At 35.2% G+C, this 23,314-nt stretch carries 23 protein-coding genes; 10 read left to right on the top strand and 13 right to left on the bottom strand.

The window, feature by feature from the left end; all coding sequences use genetic code 11:
- Nucleotides 1–60: 60 nt before the first annotated feature.
- Together BHE19_RS03275 and BHE19_RS03270 are read right to left on the bottom strand one after the other, a co-directional pair.
- Nucleotides 61–1,014 (bottom strand): energy transducer TonB, encoded by a 954-nt coding sequence (locus BHE19_RS03275; protein WP_070905923.1) that lies wholly within the window; start codon nt 1,012–1,014, stop codon nt 61–63.
- A gap of 39 nt (nt 1,015–1,053) precedes the next feature.
- On the bottom strand, nt 1,054–1,509 hold the full coding sequence (locus tag BHE19_RS03270; protein ID WP_070905922.1) for a GAF domain-containing protein: 456 nt from the start codon (nt 1,507–1,509) through the stop codon (nt 1,054–1,056).
- Between the two features lie 71 nt (nt 1,510–1,580).
- Here BHE19_RS03270 and xrtF point away from each other — a divergent pair, with 71 nt between their 5' ends.
- The 6 genes from xrtF to BHE19_RS03240 all read left to right on the top strand — a co-directional run bounded on the left by xrtF (nt 1,581) and on the right by BHE19_RS03240 (nt 6,405).
- A complete protein-coding gene (gene xrtF, locus BHE19_RS03265; RefSeq protein ID WP_017494820.1) occupies nt 1,581–2,117 on the top strand; it encodes an exosortase family protein XrtF in 537 nt (178 codons plus the stop codon).
- Nucleotides 2,107–2,553: an exosortase F system-associated membrane protein gene (locus tag BHE19_RS03260; protein ID WP_070905920.1), complete on the top strand. Its 447-nt coding sequence runs from the start codon at nt 2,107–2,109 to the stop codon at nt 2,551–2,553. The genes xrtF and BHE19_RS03260 overlap by 11 nt, the downstream gene beginning before the upstream one ends.
- A 45-nt stretch (nt 2,554–2,598) precedes the next feature.
- Nucleotides 2,599–2,994 (top strand): HYC_CC_PP family protein, encoded by a 396-nt coding sequence (locus BHE19_RS03255; protein WP_070905918.1) that lies wholly within the window; start codon nt 2,599–2,601, stop codon nt 2,992–2,994.
- A gap of 114 nt (nt 2,995–3,108) precedes the next feature.
- Complete coding sequence (locus BHE19_RS03250; protein ID WP_070905916.1) at nt 3,109–5,115, top strand: TonB-dependent receptor plug domain-containing protein; 2,007 nt, start codon at nt 3,109–3,111, stop codon at nt 5,113–5,115.
- A gap of 138 nt (nt 5,116–5,253) precedes the next feature.
- Nucleotides 5,254–5,595 (top strand): heavy-metal-associated domain-containing protein, encoded by a 342-nt coding sequence (locus BHE19_RS03245; RefSeq protein ID WP_017494824.1) that lies wholly within the window; start codon nt 5,254–5,256, stop codon nt 5,593–5,595.
- Nucleotides 5,596–5,724: 129 nt separating this feature from the next.
- Nucleotides 5,725–6,405: a DedA family protein gene (locus BHE19_RS03240; RefSeq protein ID WP_017494825.1), complete on the top strand. Its 681-nt coding sequence runs from the start codon at nt 5,725–5,727 to the stop codon at nt 6,403–6,405.
- A 209-nt stretch (nt 6,406–6,614) separates the two neighbouring features.
- On the opposite strand, the gene rodA is transcribed toward BHE19_RS03240, so the two are convergent.
- The 6 genes from rodA to purH form a co-directional block, all read right to left on the bottom strand.
- Nucleotides 6,615–7,850, bottom strand: a complete 1,236-nt coding sequence (gene rodA, locus BHE19_RS03235; protein ID WP_070905914.1) for a rod shape-determining protein RodA — start codon at nt 7,848–7,850, stop codon at nt 6,615–6,617.
- A gap of 15 nt (nt 7,851–7,865) precedes the next feature.
- Nucleotides 7,866–9,830 (bottom strand): penicillin-binding protein 2, encoded by a 1,965-nt coding sequence (gene mrdA, locus BHE19_RS03230; protein WP_070905911.1) that lies wholly within the window; start codon nt 9,828–9,830, stop codon nt 7,866–7,868.
- On the bottom strand, nt 9,827–10,333 hold the full coding sequence (locus tag BHE19_RS03225; RefSeq protein WP_026110182.1) for a hypothetical protein: 507 nt from the start codon (nt 10,331–10,333) through the stop codon (nt 9,827–9,829). Before BHE19_RS03225 ends, mrdA begins: the two co-directional genes overlap by 4 nt.
- Nucleotides 10,326–11,150: a rod shape-determining protein MreC gene (mreC, locus tag BHE19_RS03220; protein ID WP_017498380.1), complete on the bottom strand. Its 825-nt coding sequence runs from the start codon at nt 11,148–11,150 to the stop codon at nt 10,326–10,328. Before mreC ends, BHE19_RS03225 begins: the two co-directional genes overlap by 8 nt.
- A gap of 108 nt (nt 11,151–11,258) precedes the next feature.
- Nucleotides 11,259–12,287 carry a rod shape-determining protein gene (locus tag BHE19_RS03215; RefSeq protein WP_017498379.1) on the bottom strand — a complete coding sequence of 343 codons (1,029 nt, stop codon included), beginning with the start codon at nt 12,285–12,287 and terminating at the stop codon, nt 11,259–11,261.
- Between the two features lie 54 nt (nt 12,288–12,341).
- A complete protein-coding gene (purH, locus tag BHE19_RS03210) occupies nt 12,342–13,868 on the bottom strand; it encodes a bifunctional phosphoribosylaminoimidazolecarboxamide formyltransferase/IMP cyclohydrolase (RefSeq protein WP_070905910.1) in 1,527 nt (508 codons plus the stop codon).
- 166 nt (nt 13,869–14,034) lie between these two features.
- Between purH and BHE19_RS03205 the strand changes: the two genes are divergently transcribed.
- Together BHE19_RS03205 and BHE19_RS03200 are read left to right on the top strand one after the other, a co-directional pair.
- The gene (locus tag BHE19_RS03205) at nt 14,035–15,282 is read left to right on the top strand and encodes an ABC transporter permease (protein WP_070905909.1); all 1,248 of its coding nucleotides are present in this window, start codon (nt 14,035–14,037) and stop codon (nt 15,280–15,282) included.
- Nucleotides 15,283–15,378: 96 nt separating this feature from the next.
- Nucleotides 15,379–16,425, top strand: a complete 1,047-nt coding sequence (locus BHE19_RS03200) for an NAD(P)-dependent alcohol dehydrogenase (RefSeq protein WP_070905908.1) — start codon at nt 15,379–15,381, stop codon at nt 16,423–16,425.
- Nucleotides 16,426–16,677: 252 nt separating this feature from the next.
- Here BHE19_RS03200 and BHE19_RS03195 read toward each other — a convergent pair whose 3' ends face one another.
- Entirely contained in the window at nt 16,678–17,046 is a 369-nt protein-coding gene (locus BHE19_RS03195; protein WP_070905907.1) for a lipocalin-like domain-containing protein, read from the bottom strand.
- 54 nt (nt 17,047–17,100) lie between these two features.
- Entirely contained in the window at nt 17,101–17,499 is a 399-nt protein-coding gene (locus tag BHE19_RS03190) for a helix-turn-helix domain-containing protein (RefSeq protein WP_070905906.1), read from the bottom strand.
- A 269-nt stretch (nt 17,500–17,768) separates the two neighbouring features.
- Here BHE19_RS03190 and BHE19_RS22715 point away from each other — a divergent pair, with 269 nt between their 5' ends.
- Nucleotides 17,769–17,912, top strand: coding sequence for a hypothetical protein (locus BHE19_RS22715; RefSeq protein WP_165607900.1), 144 nt, complete (start codon nt 17,769–17,771; stop codon nt 17,910–17,912).
- Between the two features lie 11 nt (nt 17,913–17,923).
- On the opposite strand, the gene accD is transcribed toward BHE19_RS22715, so the two are convergent.
- The 3 genes from accD to tamL form a co-directional block, all read right to left on the bottom strand.
- Nucleotides 17,924–18,778, bottom strand: a complete 855-nt coding sequence (gene accD / locus BHE19_RS03185) for an acetyl-CoA carboxylase, carboxyltransferase subunit beta (RefSeq protein ID WP_070905905.1) — start codon at nt 18,776–18,778, stop codon at nt 17,924–17,926.
- 82 nt (nt 18,779–18,860) lie between these two features.
- Nucleotides 18,861–19,928 carry a class II fructose-bisphosphate aldolase gene (fbaA, locus tag BHE19_RS03180; protein WP_017498372.1) on the bottom strand — a complete coding sequence of 356 codons (1,068 nt, stop codon included), beginning with the start codon at nt 19,926–19,928 and terminating at the stop codon, nt 18,861–18,863.
- Nucleotides 19,929–19,986: 58 nt separating this feature from the next.
- Nucleotides 19,987–22,548 carry a translocation and assembly module lipoprotein TamL gene (gene tamL / locus BHE19_RS03175; RefSeq protein ID WP_083342457.1) on the bottom strand — a complete coding sequence of 854 codons (2,562 nt, stop codon included), beginning with the start codon at nt 22,546–22,548 and terminating at the stop codon, nt 19,987–19,989.
- 37 nt (nt 22,549–22,585) lie between these two features.
- Between tamL and BHE19_RS03170 the strand changes: the two genes are divergently transcribed.
- The gene (locus BHE19_RS03170; protein WP_070905904.1) at nt 22,586–23,314 is read left to right on the top strand and encodes a TrmH family RNA methyltransferase; all 729 of its coding nucleotides are present in this window, start codon (nt 22,586–22,588) and stop codon (nt 23,312–23,314) included.

The following is a 23,314-nucleotide window of genomic DNA, read 5'->3' as shown; positions in this document are numbered from 1 at the left end:
TGTCATACAACTTTTGTAAGACGGGTGCAAAATTAGAACTTTTTTTTGGAAAAACGAATTTTATCGTCCGTTTTTTACAATTGTAATGGGTAGTTTGTATAGAATCCTTGCAGGTATCCCTCTAATTAAGCCCGGATTCCATTTTTTAGCTTCTTTAATTATCTGAATTGCATTTTCATCTAATCCATAACCAACACCTTTTATTACTTTTGGATCTACCAGATTTCCAGTTTCATCTACTATAAAAGTCATGTATATTTTTTCGGACACTTTGTTTCTTATATCCACGGGGATAACCATTTTGCTGCTAAAATGTCTGTAAAATGAATCAATACCGTTTTTCGGAAGAGGTTTTTCGCTTATGATTTTGTAACGGTGTTCAATGTTTAAAGAATCAATGCTCTTTCCGGAGATTAATTTGCCATTTTCATACTGCTCTGTAAAAATGTATTTGGATTTTAGGTTCTTACCTTTCCATATACCATCAGGAAAACCGTCTTTTATGATGCCGCTTTGCTCAATATCGTAACTAGTGTCTTCAACTTTGCCATTTCCTGCAGTTACAGTTTGTTCCTTATTAGGAGTCCAGTAGTTGTTAACTTTAAAATCAACCTCTCCTTTTTTATAGTCAGAATACTCAAGTTCCGATTTCAGGTTTCCGTTTTCATACCAATTGAATTCTTTCCCTGTTTTTTTTGAGTTAACGTAAGACACGGAAGATTTTTTGTTGCCATTTTCATAATAAGAGACAGCTTGCCCTTCATTTATAATGACGTCTTTGTTTGTAGTATTTGCAATATACTTTATTGCCCCGGATTTATAATGGTCTTGGTAGACATAGGATTTCTTTTCAGAATAATAGTCTTCAATAAGACGTGTATACTTATAATTTTCAGGGGTACCAGGTGTCCACAAAGAGTCGAGATAAATTAACTTATTAGCCGACGCAGGGGCTTGAGCAAATAATTTTGCTGAAATTATAAAGAAAAAGAAAACGCGTAAAATTAGTTTCATGGAATTTAATAAAAAGAAAATTACGCGAATGTATTATTTTTAGTACAGTTTGGCAACTTCCTGATTTACGAATTCTAAAAATCGTTCGTCAGCTTCTGTAAACGGATCTATAACATGACTGTCGATATCAATCTGACCAATATTTACTCCATCAACAAATAACGGAACAACAATTTCAGATTTAACCGTAAAGCTGCAGGCAATATAATTGTCCTGCGCCGCAACATCCGGCACTACAAAATTGGCATTACTTTCGGCTACCTGACCGCAGATTCCTTTCCCGAAAGGAATAACCGTATGATCAGTTTCAGCTCCGACATACGGGCCTAAGTGTAAGGTTTTGTTCTCGTGATTAGCAAAATAAAAACCAACCCAATTATAGTATTCGATATTCTCGTTTAATAACTGGCAGATTGCTAATAATTTTTCGTCTCTAACTAGTACGGTGTCAGAAACAATAGTGCTTATTTTTGGTTGTAATTCTTGAAATGTCATGATGTTAAGATTTTATACAAAAGTATTTAAAGCTAAACTCAAAAAATACATAAATTTGAAAAAAAATTTCGTTGAAAAAATATCTCGTACAGTTTAAACCCTTCCTTATTTTTATAGGCACTTTTTTTGCAGCCTATATTGGGCTCACCTTGTTATATAAGTTTTATCTAAACGGTTTTGGACCAAATGAAATCGATGGGATAACCAACACTGTAGGGCGAAATGTCGAACAATTGATGCAGGGGTTTAATTGTGATATCAAGATTCATAAAAGCCTTACTGATTCCTGGATGGAGGTTTGGTACAATAAGCACTATTCCGTTCGGATTGTTGAAGGCTGTAATGCGGTAAGCGTTATGATTTTGTTTGTTGCTTTTGTACTTGCTTTTTCCGGAAAGTTCAGAGCCACTTTGTTGTTTATAGTGTTTGGAATCTTCTCTATTTATGTTTTAAATGTAGCGAGAATTGCAATATTGGTTGTTTTATTGTTTCGTTTTCCGGAACAGGATCATTTCCTGCACGGAACTTTGTTTCCTTTGATTATTTATGGTTTCGTTTTTCTTTTGTGGATTATTTGGGTAAACAAATTTTCGAAGTATGCTAAGTAGAATCCTCGAACATAAGTCCAAATTAATAATAGCGGTTGCGATTGTATTGTGTTTTGCAGTTATCAGAGCTTTTGAAAATCAGCTGTTCTATGATCCGTTTTTGGATTATTTTGACGGTGATTTTAAAAATTTGCCTTTTCCCGAGGTGAAAACTTTTACTCTTTTTCTGAATTTGTTACTCCGTTATGTACTGAACACTATTTTGTCTTTGGCATTGATCTATGTTTTGTTTCAGGATCGGGATATGCTTCAGTTTAGTTTGTTGCTGTATGTGTTTTTTGCTGTGATACTTTTGGGGATGTTTTTTGTCGTTCTTGAATGTTTTGCAGAAGGAAACTGGCTTCTTTTTTATGTGCGAAGGTTCATTATTCAGCCCATATTTGTGTTGTTATTTATTCCTGCATTTTATTATCAGCAGCAAAATTTAAAAAAATAATACTTTATTCAGTCTTTTCTGGAGTCTTTTAAATAATTTTGCAGTATGAAACTAAAAAAGTGTACCGGATTATTTTTGGCCTTCCTATTATTGGTCTCCAATATTGGGTTTGCTTTTGATGTGCACTATTGTGGTGGAGAGATCGCTTCGGTTTCATTGAATACAACAGCAGCAGCTCCGGAAAAGAATTGTTGCGGAACCTCTGAAAAAAAATCATCTTGCTGTAAAGACAAAGTAGTTCATTTTGAAAAGAAATCAGATGATGCTACTTTAAAGTTTTTCTTCTTTCAGTTTGCCTTTCCTATGGCAGTTCAGGAATATCAGCCGATTGCTTTTCTTGGAATTGTAAATTTCAAAAGCAATCAGGTTATTTCTTATTATTCGGATGCCAATGCACCTCCTTTATTTAAGTTGTATCACCAGTATATTTTTTATTCCTGATTTTAATGTTTAGATCCAGGCCTTTTTGGCTTGCGCTATGCTGTTTGTTTATTTCTCCTTTTGAAGAAATTCTATAGAAACAGCCTTCTATTTAACATTAAATCATTTTTTTTTATGCAAAAAAGTATACTGCTTTTTGTGGCATTTTTGCTATCCGTGTCTGCGTTTTCGCAAGAAGATCTGCAGGAAGTAAAAATCACAAAAAAGCAAAAAGGAATAAAAAAATCCTATACGCTTACATCCAATACTACTGTTATCACCAGCAAGGAGTTATTAAAAGCAGCCTGCTGTAACCTGGCCGAGAGTTTCGAAACAAATCCTTCGATTGATGTGAATTTTTCGGATGCTTTAACCGGAACCAAACAAATTAAAATGCTTGGCTTAACAAGCCCTTATTTATTAATCACCGAAGAGAATCTTCCTTCTGTACGCGGAGCTTCACAAGCTTACGGATTATCGTTTACCCCGGGAACATGGATCGAAAGTGTTCAGATTACAAAAGGAGCAGGGAGTGTTATCAATGGCTATGAGAGCATTTCCGGACAGATTAATACGGAACTTTTAAAACCATTAAACGACATTCCGTTTTTCTTAAATGCTTATGGCTCTACAGATGCACGTTTTGAGTTGAATACCCATTTTAATAGAAAATTGTCGGATAAATGGGCGACAAGTTTGTTTGTTCATGGTAATGCGCGTGTAGCAAAGAACGATATGAACGACGACGGTTTTTTGGATAATCCGTTGGGAAAACAGATTAATGTTTTGAACCGTTACCAATATTACAATCCTGATAGCGGTTTAGTAAGTTTTATCAATTTCAGGTATATGAATGATAAAAAACAGACTGGAGAACTTGATTTTGATAAGGATACAGATCGCGGAACAAAAAATCACTGGGGTTCAGAAATCAACACAGAACGTTTTGATGTTTCTACAAAAATTGGATATGTCTTTAAAGATATGCCGTATCAAAGTATCGGTTTTCAGAATGCTTTTAATACCCATAATCAAAACTCTTACTTTGGTCTGAATCTTTATGATATCAGACAAAATAGTTATTATTCAAATTTAATTTTCAATTCGATTATTAACAATACAAAGCATAAGTTTTCTACAGGTTTAAATTTTGCCTACGATCAGTATCAGGAGTTTGTAAATGCAAATGATTACAGCCGAATTGATAATTCTGTTGGTGCATTTTTTGAGTATACTTATGACAATGCCGATAATTTTAGTTTGATTTTAGGAGGCAGGGTAGACAATCACAATCGATTGGGGTTGTTTGTTACGCCACGTTTACACATGCGATACAATCCCTGGAAGTTTGGAGTGCTTCGTGTTTCTGCCGGAAGAGGGAAACGTTCGGCTAATATCTTTGCCGAAAATCAACAGCTTTTTGCGAGTTCCAGAACGTTTTCAATTTTAGATCAAGGTGGAAAAATTTATGGATTGAATCCGGAAATCGCATGGAATTATGGAGTGAGTTTTTCTCAGAAATTCCGTGTTTTTAATAAAAATGCTGAAGTTGGATTTGATTTCTATCGTACCGATTTTCAAAATCAGGCCGTTGTGGATTTGATGCAGAGTCCGCAGAATGTTTTGTTTTATAATCTGAAAGGAAGTTCGTTTGCCAATAGCTTTCAGCTGGAATTTAATTTCGAATTTATCCATAACCTGAATTTAAGAACGGCTTATAAATATTACGATATTCAAACGGATTATTTGCGAGGAACTTTTCAGCGACCTTTACAGGCGAAGCATCGTTTTCTGGGGAATTTGGAATACGAAACTCAAGTAAATGATGGTAAGCAATGGAAATTTGATTATACATTTAACTGGTCCGGAAAACAACAATTGCCTTATACAGCATCAAATCCTGTTGCGGATCAATTTCCTGATTTTTCACCTTCGTATGCGGTGATGAATGCTCAGGTAACGCGAATTTTTTCTTCTGTTTTTGAAGTATATGTAGGAGGAGAGAATATTGGAAATTACAAACAGCAAAAAGCCATTTTAGGAGCTTCAGATCCATTTGGTCCTAATTTTGATGCGTCTGTTGCGTATGCTCCTATTTTTGGACAGATGTATTACGCGGGATTGCGTTTTAAGATAAAATAGAGGTAAAAATCTGAGATGTGAAATATGAATTGTAAAATGTGAATTGTGGAAACACAAAAATTTTATGCAATCACCTTACATCTCACATAAAACATTTCACACATAACATAAAAAAAATAACATTAAATAATAAACAAGATGAACAGGATAATTTTAATTGCACTAATAACTTTTTTAGGATTTTCAGCTCAGGCTCAAACTAAAAAGAACAAGAATTTAAAGTATACAACAGAAGTAAATGGTACTTGTGAGCAATGCAAAAAGCGTATTGAAAAAGCAGCTTTTAGTGTTCCGGGTGTAAAATCGGCGGTTTGGGATATTAATACGCATCAGCTTGCGGTGATTTTGAACGAAGAAAAATCATCTACGGCAGATTTAAATGCCGTTATCGCTAAGGTAGGACATGATACTAAAGAGGTTAAAGCTACGGATGCTGATTATGATAATCTACATTCCTGCTGCAAATATGTAAGAGAATAAAAAACAAAAGAGCCCGGGTTTGTATCCGGGCTTTTAATAGTTAATTTATCTTTAAAATATGGCTTTTAATTGTGGTTGAAGCAAATTATTGTTAATTTCACCACCTTATAAATATAACCAAGCGCATTTATGAATAATTTTGATTGGACTCAATTAATCAACCCTGAATTTTATATAACATTAAGCATTGGAGGGGTTCAAATTGGTTTATTTATTGTTCTCTTTATAGTTTTTGCTGAAACAGGACTTTTTGCAGGATTTTTTCTCCCGGGAGACAGTTTACTTTTCTTAGCAGGTATCTACAGTCGTGACTTAATGCAGAATGTTGTTGATATACCAACAGATTTTCTTAATGTATTTATACTTTCGACTCTGGTTGCTATAATGGGAGTTTTAGGAAATATGACCGGATATTGGTTTGGTGCCAAAAGCGGTTATTATTTGTTTAAAAAAGAAGACTCTTTTTGGTTCAAGAAAAAATATTTATTGCAATCAAAAGACTTCTTTGAGAAATACGGTGGAAAAGCAATTATCTACGCACGTTTTCTTCCAATTTTCAGAACATTCGCGCCTATTGTGGCAGGAATAGTTTCTATGGATAAAAAGAAATTTATGTTCTTTAATGTTTTAAGTTCTTTCTTATGGTCGTTTATACTGATCTTCGCTGGACATTACCTGTATGGAGTGTTTTTGAAAGAAGGAATAGATTTAAAACATCACATCGAATACATCATTATTATAATTGTAATCATATCTACATTCCCTGTATTGATAAAACTCTTTAAAAAGAGACCAAGCGAAAAGATATAATTCAAATAAAATCTATAAAAAAGTCCGAAGCAATTAAGTTTCGGACTTTTTTTATGTAATATGTTTTTCTTTTGTGAAATGTAAAATGCGAGTCGTAAGATGTGAGAAATGAAATGCTACTTAAATATCAACTCCAGAAATCATTGAGCCTATGAACTAAAAAAAACTTAGCATCTTAGCACCTCAGAAGCTTAGCACCTTTAAGAAAACTACCATTCATTTACCTTATTGGCATCCATTTTTAAGAAGATAAACAGTAAAATTGTGAATCCCCAGAGTCCGGAACCTCCATAAGAAAAGAAAGGCAAAGGAACCCCAATTGTTGGGAAAATTCCAATAACCATGGCAATGTTAACAAAGAAGTGTATAAACAAAATTCCGGCAACGCAATACCCGTATACCCTGCTGAATTTTGTTTTTTGTCTTTCAGCCAGATAAATAACTCTCAGAAATAAACCGGCAAAAAGCAAGATTACCACTAGAGATCCTGCAAAACCCCATTCTTCACCAACGGTTGTGAAGATGTAATCGGTGTGTTGTTCAGGAACGAATCCTCCTTTGGTTTGAGTTCCTTCAAGGAAACCTTTTCCAATCCATCCCCCGGATCCAATAGCAATTTCAGATTGATTGGTGTTGTATCCAATACCTTTCATGTCAACACTTTTTCCTAATAAGATATTAAAACGGTCACGGTGGTGCTGTTTAAAAACATTATCGAAAACATAATCTACAGAGAAAACAAAAGCAGACATAACAGCTAAAAGAATACCGCTTAAGATAATATTTCTATCAACCACCCTGCCTTTGAAATGTATGATCGTTAAAACTCCTAAGGCAATTAAAATAACTACATAAGGTTCCAGAACGAGTGTTAATACAAATAATAGAATGGTAATGAATCCAGTCCATACGTACCAGGATGGTAGTCCTTCTCTATACAGAACAATGATGAAAATACTATAAATTAAAGCACTTCCCGGATCGGGTTGAGGTAAAATTAATAATACAGGTGAAAATACAATAGCCAAAGCCTGAAGCTGCCTGTTAGTGTCTTTCAGGTTGATTTGTGTGTCACTTAAATATTTGGCCAATGCCAATGAAGTGGCTGCTTTGGCAAACTCAGATGGCTGCAAAGTGAAGCTGCCAATAGCGTACCAACATCTTTGCCCGGCAATAGTTTTTCCGAATAAGAATAAACCGGCTAAGGACAAAAGTGAAACGCCAAAAATAATAGTCGCATATTTCTCGTAGAACTTTCCATCTACAAAAAGCACCACAAAAATCAGAGGAATGGTACATCCGATAAAGATTAATTGCTTTTGGTAAGTTCCTTCGGTTGATAATAAAGAGGAAGAATAGATGTTCAGCCACCCTAATATCACCAACGAAATGTAGATAAAAACGCTTATCCAGTCAATGTTATTTTTTACACTTTGATTTTTCATTTGAAATAATCTTTGTTAGTTCTTTTTAGTGGTGTCTGATACTGTTTTTTTAACTTCTGCTTTAGGTGTCACCGGTTTAACGGGAACAATTTTAGCTTTTAAAGTAGAATCTTTTGGTGTAGATTCAATGGCACTGGCTTCGTTCATACCGCCTAGTTTTGCATACTCGCTGGCTAAGCTTTTGTTTAAAACCCTTGTTTCTAAATCGGTCCTGGTGATTTTATGTCTCAGATATTTTTCGATCATTAAACTGGCAATCGGACCCGCAACTGTAGCTCCAAATCCTCCATTTTCAATCATAATTGCAATTGCAATTTTTGGATTATCCTTTGGTGCAAAAGCCACAAATATAGAGTGATCTTTAAGCTGTGTTCTTTTACCGTTAATTTTTGCAAAATTTTCTGCCGTACCTGTTTTTCCGCAAATATCAATGCCTTCTACCCTAAGGGCATAAGCTGTTCCTTTGTTATACACATCAAATAAACCACTTATGACTGGCGGGAAATATTTTTGGTCAATTGTGGTAACATGTTTAGTGGTGAATTTTGCATCAATTTTCTTTCCTTCGATCTTTTTAATGATGTGAGGGGTATAATAGTATCCCTGATTGGCGACAGTTGCCATCATATTGGCTAGTTGGATAGGAGTCATTAGAACTTCTCCCTGACCAATAGCATTTGATACGATGGTTGTACTTCTCCAGCCTCCGTTAGGATAAATTCTTTTATATGTTTTTGATGTTGGGATATTTCCTCTTTTACCTGTTGGCAGGTCATAGCCCATGAATTGTCCCAAGCCGAAACTTTTAATGTGATCACTCCACACATCTACCGCCTTAGCAGGATTGTTATACTTGTTAATGGTTAGCATGTAAGATTGTGCAAAATAGGTGTTACAGGAATTGTAAATCCCATTGTGTAATTGATGAGGACCAAAACCGTGGCATTTCATAAAACGGCCTCTACCATAGCTAAATCCGTGGTGGCACATAAAAGTGGTCTGCTCGTTGATAACACCTTCCTGTAAAGCAACCAGACCGGTAAGAATTTTAAACGGAGAACCGGGAGGGTACTCTGCTAAAAGTCCTCTGTCGTATAATGGTTTTGCAATCGAATCGTGATATAAAAGGGTATAATTTTTAGATCGTTGTCTTCCAACTAAAATTCCGGGATCATAAGAAGGAGCAGTTACTAATGCCAAGATCTCACCACTTTTAGGTTCGATAGCGACAATTCCTCCTCTTTTATTGATCATTAACTCTTCTCCGTATTTTTGAAGCTCGGCATCAATTGTTAAGTTGATGTCTTCTCCCGCTACGGCGATAGTATCGTATCTACCCTCTTTGTAAGAGCCAATTTCTCTATTGTATTTGTCTTTCTGAATGTATTTTACACCTTTAATACCTCTAAGGATATCTTCGTAGCTTTCTTCAACACCTTGTTTTCCAATTAAATCTCCGCTATTGTAGTAAGGGTTTTTGGCAATTTGTCGTTCGTTTACCTGTGTGATAAAGCCAAAGATGTTGGCACCGTAATCTACTTCATAGTCACGAAGAGAACGCTTTTGAAAATAAAAGCCTTCATATTTTCGAATTTTTTCCTGAAAAGCGGCGAATTCATTTTTGTTCAGCTGTGCTAAAAATACCGAAGGCAGTCTTGGACTGTATACCTTGGCCTTGGCAATTCTTTTATCGTACTCTTCTCTGGTAATGTTTAATAAAGTACAGAATTCAGGAATATTAAGGTCTTCTTTGATTTCTCTCGGAATTACCATGATGTCATAAGAAGCCTGATTGGCAACCAATAATTTTCCATGTCGATCATAAATATAACCTCTTTCCGGATAGTCATACTTTTTCTTTATGGCATTATTTTCGGATTTTAACTTAAACGAATCATCGATAATCTGCAAATAAAAGATCCTGATCACTAGCAAGGATGCTGCAATAATAATTAAAGAGGGCAGCAAAACTTTTCTCATCGTTTATTAGGCTTAATAAGGTAAATTATGATAATTGAGGTGATTATGGTAAAGATCGAACTAAATAAAGTTCGGAGCAAAACGTCCAGAATAAATTTAAACTGAAAAGCTTCGAGAATAAATAACACGATGTGGTGTAATACAACAGAAACTAGAATAAATGAAAACCGTTCGGGAGTTAAAGAATCATTTAGTTTAATAGTTTGATATTCATAACTAAGTCCAAACGAGAATTTAAAAATATAAGGTCTGTAATAAGCCAGTACAAGACAGGCTGCTGCATGAATTCCTCCTGAATTACAAAACATGTCCATGATAATTCCAAGTAAAAAACTCGAAACAATTAAACCTGTTCGGTTGCTGTTTACCGGATACAAAATAATGTACAAGATATATGGGAAGGGACTTATGTACCCTAAAAAATTCATATTATTGAAAATAACAACCTGAATTGCTAGTAACATAATAAATCGAAAAATATTGAGTAACAAAGCGCTATTCATTTTTCTCCTTGTTTTCTAAATTAATAAGTTCTTCTCTGTCCTTGCTCTTGATGATGTATACGTGTCCCAAGTTGGTCATATCGTTAAACAGTTTAACATTTATAACGTAGTAACTTGTGTTTTTCTCAATATAGATCTTGTCAACCGTTCCAATGTTGATTCCTTCAGGGAAAATTACCGATTGTCCTCCGGTTACGATGGTGTCACCTTTTCTGATGGAAGCTAATCTCGGAACATCTTTTAACTGTGCAAATCCGGTGCTTTTACCGTCCCAGGTCAATGATCCAAAATGATTTGACTTTTTAATCTTGGCATTGATTTGAGATTTTGTATTTAAAATACTTACAACAGTCGCATATCTTGGTGATGTGTCATCAATAATACCAATAATTCCTAAGCTATTGATTACCCCCATATCCGGTTTAACGCCATCATTTGCTCCTGAGTTAAGCGTGATGAAGTTTTCATGTGTGTTATAGGAGTTGTGAATTACTTTTGAAACAATAATATCCGCAGGTTTAACTCCTTTTACACTGTCTGCCAAAGGTAGTTTTGTGGTGTCTTGTTTGTTGAATAATAGACTTTTTAATCTTGCGTTTTCAAGTACAAGTTCGTCATTTTCAGTTCTTAAATTTAAATATTCATTTACGCGATTGATTCTTTCATAAACACCTCCGCTTAGAAAATTGGCAGAACTGATTATTTTGCTTCTGTGGTAAGAATGAGACTGAACTGTGAGTGCCAACGAAATACCTAAAAGCAGCAAAAACAGCAATCGATTACTGTTTCTTATAATGAAATTAAAAATTTGCTGCATTTCTTGTGTGGTTATTTTGTTTCAGGATATGCTTTTGGTTTCAAATTTAATCAGAGCCAAATGTTTAAATTTGGCTCCGAGAAAATATATTGATTGTTATTATGGATCTTATTTGATTAAGATACTTTTGAACTTTGTAATGTTTTTAAGTGCCATTCCGGTTCCACGAACAACAGCTCTTAACGGGTCTTCAGCAATATAAACAGGTAAATCTGTTTTTTGCGAAATACGTTTGTCAAGACCTCTTAACATCGATCCACCACCAGCTAAATAGATACCTGTGTTGTAAATATCGGCTGCTAATTCCGGCGGAGTCTGAGATAATGTTTCCATTACCGCATCTTCAATACGCTGAATCGATTTGTCAAGTGCTTTTGCAATTTCACGGTAAGAAACATCTACTTGTTTTGGTTTCCCTGTAAGTAAGTCTCTACCCTGAACTGACATGTCTTCCGGTGGTCCGTCTAAATCTTCGATTGCGGCACCAATTTGAATTTTTATTTTCTCTGCAGTACTTTCTCCAACAAAAAGGTTGTGTTGCGTACGCATGTAATAAACAATATCATTTGTGAAAACGTCACCTGCAATTTTTACAGATTTGTCACACACAATTCCACCTAATGCGATAACGGCAATTTCTGTAGTACCACCTCCAATATCAACAATCATGTTTCCTTTTGGCTGCATGATATCGATACCAATACCAATCGCTGCTGCCATTGGCTCGTGAATTAAGTAAACTTCTTTTCCGTTTACTCTCTCACAAGATTCTTTTACCGCTCTCATCTCCACTTCGGTAATACCGGATGGAATACAAACCACCATTCTTAAAGCCGGAGTAAACATGCGTTTTTTTAATGCCGGAATACTTTTGATAAACATGTTGATCATCTTTTCCGAAGCATCAAAATCAGCAATTACACCGTCTTTCAAAGGCCTTATGGTCTTGATGTTTTCATGCGTTTTACCTTGCATCATATTGGCTTCCTTACCAACAGCAATGATTTTGCCTGATATTCTATCACGTGCAACGATCGATGGACTATCAATAACAACTTTATCATTATGTATGATTAAAGTGTTTGCGGTACCAAGGTCTATCGCAATATCCTCGGTCATGAAATCAAAAAATCCCATAAGTTTTTTAGGGGTTTAAAATGTTATAAATTATTTTGAACAAAGTTAAACAAATTAATGTTTAAAATGACGTGTTCCCGTAAATACCATTGCAAGATTGTTTTCATTGCAATAATTTATGCTTAATTCGTCTTTTATTGAGCCTCCTGGCTGAATAACAGCAGTTATTCCTGCTTTTTTGGCTAATTCTACACAATCCGGAAATGGGAAAAATGCATCACTTGCCATCGAAGCGCCGGTTAAATCAAATCCAAAAGCTTTTGCTTTGTCAACTGCCTGAACTAAAGCGTCAACTCTTGAAGTCTGACCTGTTCCTGACGAAATTAATGTTCCGTTTTTAGCAAATACGATTGTATTTGATTTGGTGTTTTTACAAATTTTTGAAGCAAATATCAAATCTTCTATTTCTTCAGCTGTAGGCTCAGTAATAGTAACGGTTTTTAAATGCTCTTTAGTATCTGTAATATTATTTCTGTCCTGAATTAACAATCCGTTAAGACATGTTCTTACTTGTCTTGTTGGTAATTCAACTTCATTTTGAATTAAAATGATTCTGTTTTTCTTTTCTTGTAGTATTGTAATTGCCTCTTCGTCATAACTTGGGGCGATTACTACTTCACAGAACAATTTGTTGATTTCTTCTGCTGTTGCTACATCAATTTTAGTATTTGCAATCAAAACTCCGCCAAAAGCAGATGTTGGATCACAAGCCAGCGCTGCTAAATAAGCCTCACTAATTGTTTTTCTTGAAGCTAAACCACAAGCGTTATTGTGTTTTAAAATGGCAAATGTTGGACCGTCAGTTTTGAACTCATTAATTAAGTTTACTGCAGCATCAACATCTAATAAATTGTTGTATGATAATTCTTTTCCGTGAACTTTTTTGAACATAGCATCAAAATCGCCAAAGAAGAATCCTTTTTGATGAGGATTTTCACCGTATCTTAAAACTTGACCATCTGCAATACTTTCTTTGTAAATGGTTTCGTCAGTGTTGAAATAGTTAAAAATAGCTCCGTCGTAGTGAGAGGAAACGTGGAATGCTTTGGTAGCCAATAATCTTCTGTTTTCAAGAGTAGTTGCTCCATTTTGTTCTGTAATCAAATCTAAAAGCAGGCTGTATTCGTTTACCGAAGCAACAATTACAGTGTCTTTGAAGTTTTTTGCACCGGCACGGATCAAAGAAATTCCGCCAATGTCAATTTTTTCAATAATATCCTGCTCACTTGCACCTGAGGCAACTGTTTTTTCGAACGGATACAAATCAACGATTACTAAATCAATCTGAGGAATATCGAATTCTTTCATCTGCTGAACGTCACTTTCGTTATCCTGACGGTTCAAAATTCCACCAAAGATTTTCGGGTGAAGTGTTTTTACTCTTCCTCCAAGAATTTCAGGGAAAGAAGTAATGTCTTCAACAGGAACAACAGGAATACCAAGGTTTTTTATGAAATCTTCGGTTCCTCCGGTCGAGTAAAGTGTTACATTTTGTTCGTGTAATTTTCTAACGATTGGCTCTAAACCGTCTTTTGAAAAAACAGAGATTAATGCCGATTGTATTGTTTTAGTTGTGCTCATCGTGTAGTTATGATTTTTGAGACTGCAAAAGTAGTTTTTTTATATATTATTTTAAAGAAAATTAATGTAACATTATGCTAAAAAAATCTACTGATGAGTAAGTTAACTTTTATTAGGTTTTTGATTTTAAATTATTGAATTTTACTTTATTGAAAAATACGACTATATGCTTGTTTATCTAAGATTATTAAAAGAAAGTTTGGGTTTTGCCGTAAATGCGCTGCGAAATAATAAACTGCGAACGTTGTTGTCGTTATTAGGGGTTACGATCGGAATTTTTTCGATTATTGCTGTTTTGGCGGCGGTCGATTCTTTAGATCGTAAAATTTCTAAAGATTTGAGTAGCTTAGATAAAAATACAATTTATTTAATGAAGTTTAGTTTTGGACCTTCTGAAATTCCACAATGGAAAAGAGATCAGTTTCCAAATGTGAAATATGATGAGTATGTAGGGCTGAAAAATTCATTGACCAATACGGATCAGGTAGCATATCAGCTTTTTGTGAAACACGAAAGTTTAAAATACGATTCAAAAACCGTAAGTGATGTAAATATTATCCCGTCGTCGAATGAAATTGTAAATATTGAAGGATTAAGTTTTGATAAAGGAAGATTTTATACCGAATCTGAGTCGAATTCCGGTGCGGCTGTTATTGTTTTGGGTTACGAAATTGCTGAAGGGCTTTTCGGTACAAGTGATCCCATTGGGAAGAGTATCCGTTTGTACGGACAACGTTTTAATGTAATTGGTGTAATTGCAAAACAAGGAGCAGGTTTTTTTGGAGACAGTAATGATACATCGGTTTATTTGCCGGCTAATTTTTTACGCCGAATGTATGGTGATAGTGATGCCATGACACCTGTAATTGTTGTAAAGCCTGTAAAAGGGATAGATATGGATGCTTATAAGGCACAGGTGGCACAAAAAATAAGAGCTATTCGTGGTATGAAAGCCGGAGAAATAGATAATTTCTTTATTAATGTACTTTCCGGATTTACCGATTTTATAGATGGAATTTTAGGACAGATGAATGTTGTAGGGTGGATTATCAGTGGATTTTCTCTTTTGGTAGGTGGTTTTGGAATTGCCAATATTATGTTTGTATCTGTAAAAGAAAGAACCAATTTAATCGGAATTCAGAAATCACTGGGCGCTAAAAACCGATTTATTTTATTTCAGTTCTTGTTTGAAGCAGTAATTCTTTCGGTTATTGGTGGGATAATAGGTTTGGTGATGGTTTGGGGAATTGCATTGGTCTTAACAAAAGTGCTTGATTTTGAATTTGTTCTTAGTTTCGGGAATATAATTTTAGGAACCACTCTCGCCGCATTTATCGGTTTAATTTCGGGAATATTGCCGGCAATCTCCGCTGCAAATCTGGATCCGGTTGAAGCCATTCGAACCGGGATGTAGGCATTCTGCTAAAAAATCAATTTTTAACCGTTATTATTTTAGCTCTGCTGTTGAATTTTATCGTAATTTTAATACCCTAACTTAAAAAGCGATACGATGATACCAGTTAAAGCTTATGCAGCCTATGATGCTGTTAATCCGTTAAAACCCTACACGTTTGAAAGAAAAGAAGTGGGTGCCCATCAGGTTCAGATAGAAATTTTGTACAGTGGTGTATGCCATTCCGATATTCATACCGCAAAAGGGGATTGGGGACCCGTAAATTACCCTTTAGTTCCAGGTCACGAAATTGTAGGCCGAATTGTTGCTGTTGGAAGCGAAGTTTCTAAGTTTAAAATTGGAGAGCTGGCAGGAGTGGGGTGCTTTGTAGATTCCTGCAGAGTCTGTCCAAGCTGTCAGTCCGGTGAAGAGCAATTTTGTGATGAAGGAATGACCGGAACTTACAATGGCGTAGAGAGAGGAACGGATATTCCGACCAAGGGAGGATATTCAACCAGTATTATTGTAGATGAAAGTTATACGCTTCACGTTTCTGAAAAACTTGATATCAAAGGAGTTGCTCCGTTATTATGCGCCGGAATTACAACTTATTCGCCTTTGCGTTATTTAAAAGTAGGTAAAGGACATAAAGTTGGAGTTTTAGGACTTGGGGGCTTAGGTCATATGGCTGTGAAATTTGCAGTTTCTTTTGGTGCCGAAGTTACGATGTTAAGCCACTCTCCTTCAAAAGAAGCCGATGCTAAAAAGTTAGGCGCGCATCATTTTGCTTTAACCTCAAATCCGGAAACAATGGAATTGCTTGCCAATAGTTTCGATTTTATTCTGAATACTGTTTCTGCTAAACACGATCATAATGCCTATTTGAATTTGTTAACGACAAACGGAACCATGATCGTAGTAGGTGCTCCGCCGGCACCTGCCGAAATTCCTGTTTTTACTTTAATTATGAAAAGAAGAAGTATCATAGGAAGTTTAATTGGAGGAATCAGAGAAACTCAGGAAATGCTGGACTACTGCGCAGAACATAATATTACTTCAGATGTTGAGATTATCGATATGGGGTATATTAATGAAGCTTACGACCGAATGAATAAAAGCGATGTGAAGTATCGTTTTGTAATTGATATGGCTTCTTTGAAGTAGCTAAGGTTCTTAGTGGCTAAGATTCGAGTTTTTAGCAGCTGTTTTTCTTGATCTATAGGTTCTGGTAGCTTTGTTTTGACATATCGCTCCGTTGGAGCTTTTGCTTGGATTGAATATTTTTGGCTATAGATATAATGCTCCTTCGGAACTTAATTGTATAAAAGAAAAGTCTGTAAAGCTTGTTTTAGAGCTTTACAGACTTTTGTTTTTATTGAATCTTATATGTGGTTTAGGTAAGGATTTTTTATTGTGTTAGTTGTCTACCTTTTTGTATTCTAAAGTGCCAAGTTGATCGTGGGTAATAACACGTTTCTGACTGTCGAAATAGTCAATTTGAAATTTTACAGGAATAAGATCAACGGTGACAGTTAAGGTGTTGTTGTCTTTCGAAAGTTTCCATTTGCCGTTGGTACTTTTGTCTCCTACGATTCCTGTAAATTTTCCATCCTCGTTGAAGATCTGAAACACTTGATCACTCTTGAATTTTTCTTTTATATCTTTTTCTGTTCCGTTTTTGTTAAGTTTTACAAGTTGCCATTTTCCAATAAGTTCTTTTGACGTTTGTGCCTGAATGGAAAGTGAAGCTAACATAATTAGCGCTAGAAAAACAATCTTTTTCATAAGGTTACGATTTTAAAGTTAGATTTTGAGGAACAAATATATTTTTGAAAGGGCTTATTTTTCTTTCAGTAATTTTTCTAAATATTCAACTTTTTCTTTTTCTGCCTGAAGCATACGTTCGTAGAGTTCAATGACTTTATCTAATGGATTGAAATTGCAATAATTTGCATGAAACATTCCATTTGCTCCATTACAGCTGTTGTCGTAAAAATTATTGAAATAACTAATCATGTTTTCTTCGTTAAAGTTTTTTATAGCCTCAACACTTACGCCAAGAGCTTTGGCTACTTCTGCAAGTTTTGCATCATCTATGGTTTCGCTATTCTCTATTGTGGATACGGTTTGCTGGGAGGTTCCTAAAGCTTGAGCCAAAGCTTCCTGCTTCATGTCTTTAAGTTCACGAATACGACTAATTTTTCGTCCTATGTGATTTGGTTTTGTTGCTGTACTCATGATTCAAAGATATTTATAAAGCTTTAATAAAAATGGCATTTGGTAAAAAACACATCAATTATTGTGAGATACATTTTTAATAGTTCGTTTGGGTTAAAGCTATTATAATAGATTGATGTATGAAAAGCAAAAATACAATTTTTCAGACAAGTATTAATTAGTTGCTATTAAAATTGTTAGTTAAGAAAATTTCGTAGGAATGAAATGTCGGTAGTTTATCGCGTCGAAGTTAGGATTGGTTTGGGTACATCGATAAAAATTCCGTAGGAATGATTTATTTTGTAGCAACGGAATTTATTCCGTTGAACATGATCAATTGCGAATCCGAGAGTTCCATAGGAACGGAATATCTTGCTGGTTATAAAAATAAAAAAATCCCAAGAAGCAATTTCTTGGGATTTGGTATAATTTAGAAGTTTAAAAACTATCTAATTTCGTTATTCTGAATCAAATCGATGTACAAGTTGATTTTGTCTTTCAATTCTTTTCTTGGCGTGATAAAGTCAAGGAAACCGTGCTCTAATAAGAACTCAGCAGTTTGGAAACCTTCCGGTAAATCTTTTCCGGTGGTGTCACGAACTACACGCGGACCAGCGAAACCAATCAATGCGCCTGGCTCAGAAATGTTGATATCTCCTAACATAGCGTATGATGCAGTTGTTCCTCCGGTTGTTGGATCTGTACAAAGAGAGATGTAAGGTAATTTAGCTTCTGCTAATTGCGCTAATTTTACAGATGTTTTTGCTAATTGCATTAAAGAATAAGCAGCTTCCATCATACGAGCTCCACCAGATTTAGAAATCATTACAAAAGGCAGTTTGTTTTTGATAGCGTGATCAATACCTCTGGCAATTTTTTCACCTACAACAGCTCCCATAGACCCTCCAATAAAGGCAAAATCCATACAGCAAATTACAAGTTCTTTTCCTTTAGATTTTCCCACTCCGGTACGCACAGCGTCTTTTAAGTGGGTTTTTTCCATAACGTCTTTCAGTCGTTCTGCATATTTTTTTGTATCCACAAAATGCAGAGGATCTTTAGAAGTCATGTTTTTATCTAATTCAACAAACTCATTATTGTCAAATAAAATTTCAAAATAGGTTGCGCTTCCAATTCGAACATGAAAATCATCTTCAGGGCTTACAAATAAGTTTCGGGCTAATTCGTCAGCATCAATAATTTTTCCTGTTGGAGATTTGTACCACAATCCTTTCGGAACGTCCATCTTATCTTCTGTAGCGGTCGTAATCCCTTTTTCCTGTCTTTTAAACCAAGCCATATTGAGTATTTTTTTTGTTTCAGGTTTCAGGTTTCAAGTTGCGAAACCTGAAACTTGAAACCTGAAACTTTCAACTTTTTTATTATAATGTATTTACGTTATTCAAGTCTGCAAAAGCTTGCTCAAGTCTTGTATTGAACGTTACTTCGCTTTCACGTACCCATTTTCTTGGGTCATAATATTTTTTGTTCGGAACATCAGCACCTTCCGGGTTACCAATTTGAGTTTTTAAATAGTCAATGTTTTTAACCATATAATCACGAATTCCTTCTGTATATGCAAATTGTAAATCGGTATCGATATTCATTTTGATTACTCCGTATCCAATTGCTTCTCTGATTTCTTCAAGTGTAGAACCTGAACCTCCGTGGAAAACAAAATCTACCGGATTATGACCCGTGTTGAATTTGTTTTGAACGAAATCCTGAGAGTTTTTTAAGATTTTTGGAGTCAATTTTACGTTTCCTGGTTTGTAAACACCGTGAACGTTTCCAAAAGCAGCAGCAATTGTAAATTTAGGGCTTATTTTAGATAATTCTTCATAAGCATAAGCAACTTCTTCTGGCTGAGTATATAATTTTGAACTGTCAACGTCAGAGTTGTCAACACCATCTTCTTCACCACCTGTAATACCAAGTTCGATTTCTAATGTCATTCCCATTTTGCTCATTCTTGCCAAATATTCTTTGCAGATTTCGATGTTTTCTTCTATTGGCTCCTCAGATAAGTCAATCATGTGAGAACTGTATAATGGTTTTCCTGTTTCTGCAAAATGTTTTTCAGAAGCATCTAATAAACCATCAATCCAAGGTAATAATTTTTTTGCACAGTGGTCAGTATGAAGAATTACAGTTGCTCCGTAAGCTTCTGCCAAAGTATGAATATGTTTTGCTCCGGCGATTCCACCAGCGATTGCTGCTTTTTCACCTGCATTAGATAATCCTTTTCCAGCGTTAAACTGTGCTCCTCCGTTTGAAAATTGAATGATAACCGGTGCATTTAATTTTGCTGCAGTTTCAAGAACTCCATTGATTGTGCTTGAACCAGTAACATTTACTGCAGGTAATGCAAATCCTTTTTCTTTCGCATAATTAAAGATCTCCTGAACCTGATCTCCCGTAGCTACTCCCGGTTTAATATTGTGTGCCATTGTAATTTTTTTTAGTTGTTTTTAGTTTTTAGGTTGCAAAAATAAGAATTAATTAGCATTAGAATGGATAATTTATTCCAAAATTTAAAACCGAGTGCCCAAAATTATATTCTTTAAACCAGCGATCTCCCTTCTCATGTGCTGGGTTATAGGTCTTAAAGCCCATATCTAAACGGATAACAAAAAAGCTTAAATCGTAGCGTAAACCAAATCCTGTACCCAGTGCAATTTCAGCTAAATCGTTTACGCCAGAGAATTTTGCTTTCTCATCAATCACATTATCGAGCACATTCCAGATATTTCCGGCATCTGCAAAGATGGCTCCTTTAACAGCGCCAAAAATTTTAAAACGAAGCTCGGCACTCATTGCAATTTTCATATTGGCCTCGTTGAAATCATTTGCGGCATTTGTGCTTCCGGGACCCAAAGAATAGGGCTGCCATGCGCGGTTGTCGTTTGAACCTCCTGCATAATAACTTCGTGAAAACGGGATATAATTTGAATTTCCAAATGGAACCGCAATTCCGAAAAAGGTTCTTACGGCCAGTACTTTTTCTTTTCCAAAATCCCAGTGTTTGATATAATCAAATTCAGTTTTGATATATTCTGAATATTCCAGATTAAAAATTTCATAATTGCCTTTGTCATTTTTTTGAAAATTCCCAATGTTTGAAATAGCTGACAGCAAAGTACCGGCTGATTCTATTTTGGTTTTAAACTGATAGAACGTATTATCGGCAAGATCCTTTTTTGTGGTTTTGGTAAAAGTGTAGCTTGTGGCCAGAATAAAGTCATTCTCAGTTAGACGAACTCTTCTTTCTTCAATACTTTTTACATCTTTATAGGCCTGATCTGGAAGGACTAAAGTAGAGTTGGGGGACAATACATCATTGGTAAACCCTGTAGTTCCTTTGGGAATGCTTAGGTTTCGATCGTCCGGACTGTTATAATAATCCTCATTTTTATTGTATATCGTACCAATATTGTTTAATTCTCTATAAGATGTTCTATAAACGTTAAAGTAGTTATCCGGATTTAAATTTCGTACGAATTGTGCATTAAGGAGTTCAAATTTTGCCGTATTGCCTCGTTTAGGAGACCAGTTGTAAGCGATTCCTCCTGTGAAATTTTCTTTGTCCAGTCCAATATTTCTTTGTTTAGAGAAACCTGCAGCAACGCTGGTGGAAGGAATCATTCTTTTTGGAATAATTTTTTCTGTTCCAAAAGGTAGTAAGATCCTTGGGAAATTTAGTTTCAAATCGAGACCATATTCAGAAACGTTGAAGAAATTGTTGTTGGGGTTCGCCATATCTCTGGATGATCCTAAATTTAATCGCGTAGAAATTTCTAAAGTTTCGGCTCTGTTAAAAACGTTACGAATAGTTTCGGAAATACTTGCTCCAATACCAAAATCCTGAATGTTAGAATGTGTAACGTCAAAAGTAGCTCCAAAGCTGTATTTTTTTCTTGGAGTAAGATAGACATTAGCAATTAAGGACTGCGCAGTTGAGTCGCGTTTGTCGACTGTATACTGAATAGACGGATAATTGAAAATTTTCAGATTGTTCAGATATCTTGAGGAAAGAGTAGTCCTAGTGTCTGAAAAAGTACTTCCTTTAGTGATAAAAACCGCATCGGTAATGGCTCGTGGTCTGTATTTTAGTTTTTTATAACTGTATAGATTAAAGTTGTTGTAGGTGGTGCTGTCTGTGATTTTATTTTTTGCATTTGTTGCAGAATAATCAGTGTAGATGTTGACATCACTAATTTTGTACAGTTTAAAAGGCTCTGTTCTGCTTGAATCTCTTCCCTGGATGTTATTGTTGTTTACAATCAAAGTTACATTGGCTTTGTCTTTTTTGCCAATAGTATCAATATCAAAAGTCACATAAGTAGGCTGGAAATAATAGGCTCCGTGGTTTCTAAAGTAGGTCGTAAGACGATTTTTTTCTTCTTCAAAATCTACGGTTTTATATTGTTTTCCTGATTTTAAAACCGAAGGGTCAGGATTAACTTTGTATAACGAGTCTAATGCAGGAGTCATTATTTTCGTTTTGATAGTGTCTAAAGTATAAGCAGGTCCGGTTGTAATATTGTAGTTTATCTTGGCTTTTTTTCTTCCAACACTGTCAATACTATAATCTGTTGCAACTTTAAAATAACCACTGTTGAAATAATAATATTTCAGACGAAGGAGTGTTTTCTTTGTTTTCGCAGTATCAATAATTACCGGAGCTTCACCGGTGCTTTTCAGAAATTCATGAATACCTTTGTACATAAAGGATTGTCCCAGACGATCAACTTGTTTTGCAGATAAAAGTTTTGACTGGCGCTCGTACAAACCCGGATTGTTTTTGAATTTAGCTTTATAGGTTGAATCCGGATTTAAATTTGCAAGGTTATATAAATTCAAACGAAGACGATATCCTAATAGGGTACCATTCGGTTTTTGGTACATTTGATTGAAGGCAGTTTCGTCGTTAGTTGACTTGCCATTTACAAGAATAGTATTTTTAACAAGAAGGTTTTTTCCATCAGGAACTCTTTTTACAGCATTACAAGCGCAAATAAATATTGCTATTAGGATAAATGCTATTATTTTTGTGGAATTCTTTTTCAAGTGTTCTTAAATATTTAATTCAAAAGTACATTATTTTATGGTTAGTAAAAACCAAATAAAGCTTATCTCAGGGTTACATCAAAAAAAGCAACGTTTTGCAAATCAATTGTTTTTCGCCGAGGGAGTAAAAGTAATTCAAGAATTGTTGCAATCCAATTTTGAACTAGAGCATTTATACACGACTCTAAATGATTTTGAAGAGGTTCATTCTTCAAAGCGAACTTTAATTTATGAGCAGGAACTTAAAAAAATAAGTGCTTTATCGACTCCTAATTCCTGTTTGGCTGTTTTTAAAATTCCTGCCGAAAATAAAATAATCGATTCAGGTCTGATTTTGGCCTTGGACGATATTCGTGATCCCGGAAACTTAGGAACCATTTTGCGCCTTTGTGACTGGTTTGGGATCAAGCAAATTGTTTGCTCAAAAGAAACCGTCGATATTTACAATCCAAAGGTGGTGCAGGCAACCATGGGGTCTATTACCAGAGTAAATGTTAATTATGTTGATCTCGAAACGTTTATAGCTCAAACAAAATTAGCTGTGTTTGGAACTTTTATGGATGGCGAAAACATCTATAAAACCGATCTTTCTCAGGATGGAATCATTATCATGGGTAATGAAGCCAACGGGATTTCATCGGAAATTGAAAAAATGGTTACAAGCCGACTTACCATTCCAAGATTTGGAGAGCTGCAAAAAACAGAAAGTTTAAATGTAGCTACCGCAACAGCAATTATTCTTAGTGAGTTTAAACGAAATAGTTAA

This window comes from Flavobacterium tructae (genome assembly GCF_001853485.1).
In the GTDB taxonomy this organism is placed as follows: Bacteria; Bacteroidota; Bacteroidia; order Flavobacteriales; family Flavobacteriaceae; genus Flavobacterium; species Flavobacterium tructae.
This window is presented reverse-complemented; position numbering and strand designations above follow the sequence as displayed.

What these genes read in the sequence shown, in the direction of transcription:
- BHE19_RS03255 (WP_070905918.1), top strand. Translation starts at nt 2,599, where the DNA reads ATGAAACTAAAAAAGTGTACCGGATTATTTTTGGCCTTCCTATTATTG.
- BHE19_RS03275 (WP_070905923.1), bottom strand. Translation starts at nt 1,014, where the DNA reads ATGAAACTAATTTTACGCGTTTTCTTTTTCTTTATAATTTCAGCAAAA.
- BHE19_RS03215 (WP_017498379.1), bottom strand. Translation starts at nt 12,287, where the DNA reads ATGGGATTTTTTGATTTCATGACCGAGGATATTGCGATAGACCTTGGT.
- BHE19_RS03195 (WP_070905907.1), bottom strand. Translation starts at nt 17,046, where the DNA reads ATGAAAAAGATTGTTTTTCTAGCGCTAATTATGTTAGCTTCACTTTCC.
- fbaA (WP_017498372.1), bottom strand. Translation starts at nt 19,928, where the DNA reads ATGGCACACAATATTAAACCGGGAGTAGCTACGGGAGATCAGGTTCAG.
- BHE19_RS03245 (WP_017494824.1), top strand. Translation starts at nt 5,254, where the DNA reads ATGAACAGGATAATTTTAATTGCACTAATAACTTTTTTAGGATTTTCA.
- BHE19_RS03225 (WP_026110182.1), bottom strand. Translation starts at nt 10,333, where the DNA reads ATGAATAGCGCTTTGTTACTCAATATTTTTCGATTTATTATGTTACTA.
- BHE19_RS03190 (WP_070905906.1), bottom strand. Translation starts at nt 17,499, where the DNA reads ATGAGTACAGCAACAAAACCAAATCACATAGGACGAAAAATTAGTCGT.
- BHE19_RS03170 (WP_070905904.1), top strand. Translation starts at nt 22,586, where the DNA reads ATGGTTAGTAAAAACCAAATAAAGCTTATCTCAGGGTTACATCAAAAA.
- BHE19_RS03260 (WP_070905920.1), top strand. Translation starts at nt 2,107, where the DNA reads ATGCTAAGTAGAATCCTCGAACATAAGTCCAAATTAATAATAGCGGTT.
- BHE19_RS03200 (WP_070905908.1), top strand. Translation starts at nt 15,379, where the DNA reads ATGATACCAGTTAAAGCTTATGCAGCCTATGATGCTGTTAATCCGTTA.
- BHE19_RS03250 (WP_070905916.1), top strand. Translation starts at nt 3,109, where the DNA reads ATGCAAAAAAGTATACTGCTTTTTGTGGCATTTTTGCTATCCGTGTCT.
- purH (WP_070905910.1), bottom strand. Translation starts at nt 13,868, where the DNA reads ATGAGCACAACTAAAACAATACAATCGGCATTAATCTCTGTTTTTTCA.
- BHE19_RS03240 (WP_017494825.1), top strand. Translation starts at nt 5,725, where the DNA reads ATGAATAATTTTGATTGGACTCAATTAATCAACCCTGAATTTTATATA.
- mrdA (WP_070905911.1), bottom strand. Translation starts at nt 9,830, where the DNA reads ATGAGAAAAGTTTTGCTGCCCTCTTTAATTATTATTGCAGCATCCTTG.
- accD (WP_070905905.1), bottom strand. Translation starts at nt 18,778, where the DNA reads ATGGCTTGGTTTAAAAGACAGGAAAAAGGGATTACGACCGCTACAGAA.
- rodA (WP_070905914.1), bottom strand. Translation starts at nt 7,850, where the DNA reads ATGAAAAATCAAAGTGTAAAAAATAACATTGACTGGATAAGCGTTTTT.
- mreC (WP_017498380.1), bottom strand. Translation starts at nt 11,150, where the DNA reads ATGCAGCAAATTTTTAATTTCATTATAAGAAACAGTAATCGATTGCTG.
- BHE19_RS22715 (WP_165607900.1), top strand. Translation starts at nt 17,769, where the DNA reads ATGATTTATTTTGTAGCAACGGAATTTATTCCGTTGAACATGATCAAT.
- BHE19_RS03205 (WP_070905909.1), top strand. Translation starts at nt 14,035, where the DNA reads ATGCTTGTTTATCTAAGATTATTAAAAGAAAGTTTGGGTTTTGCCGTA.
- BHE19_RS03270 (WP_070905922.1), bottom strand. Translation starts at nt 1,509, where the DNA reads ATGACATTTCAAGAATTACAACCAAAAATAAGCACTATTGTTTCTGAC.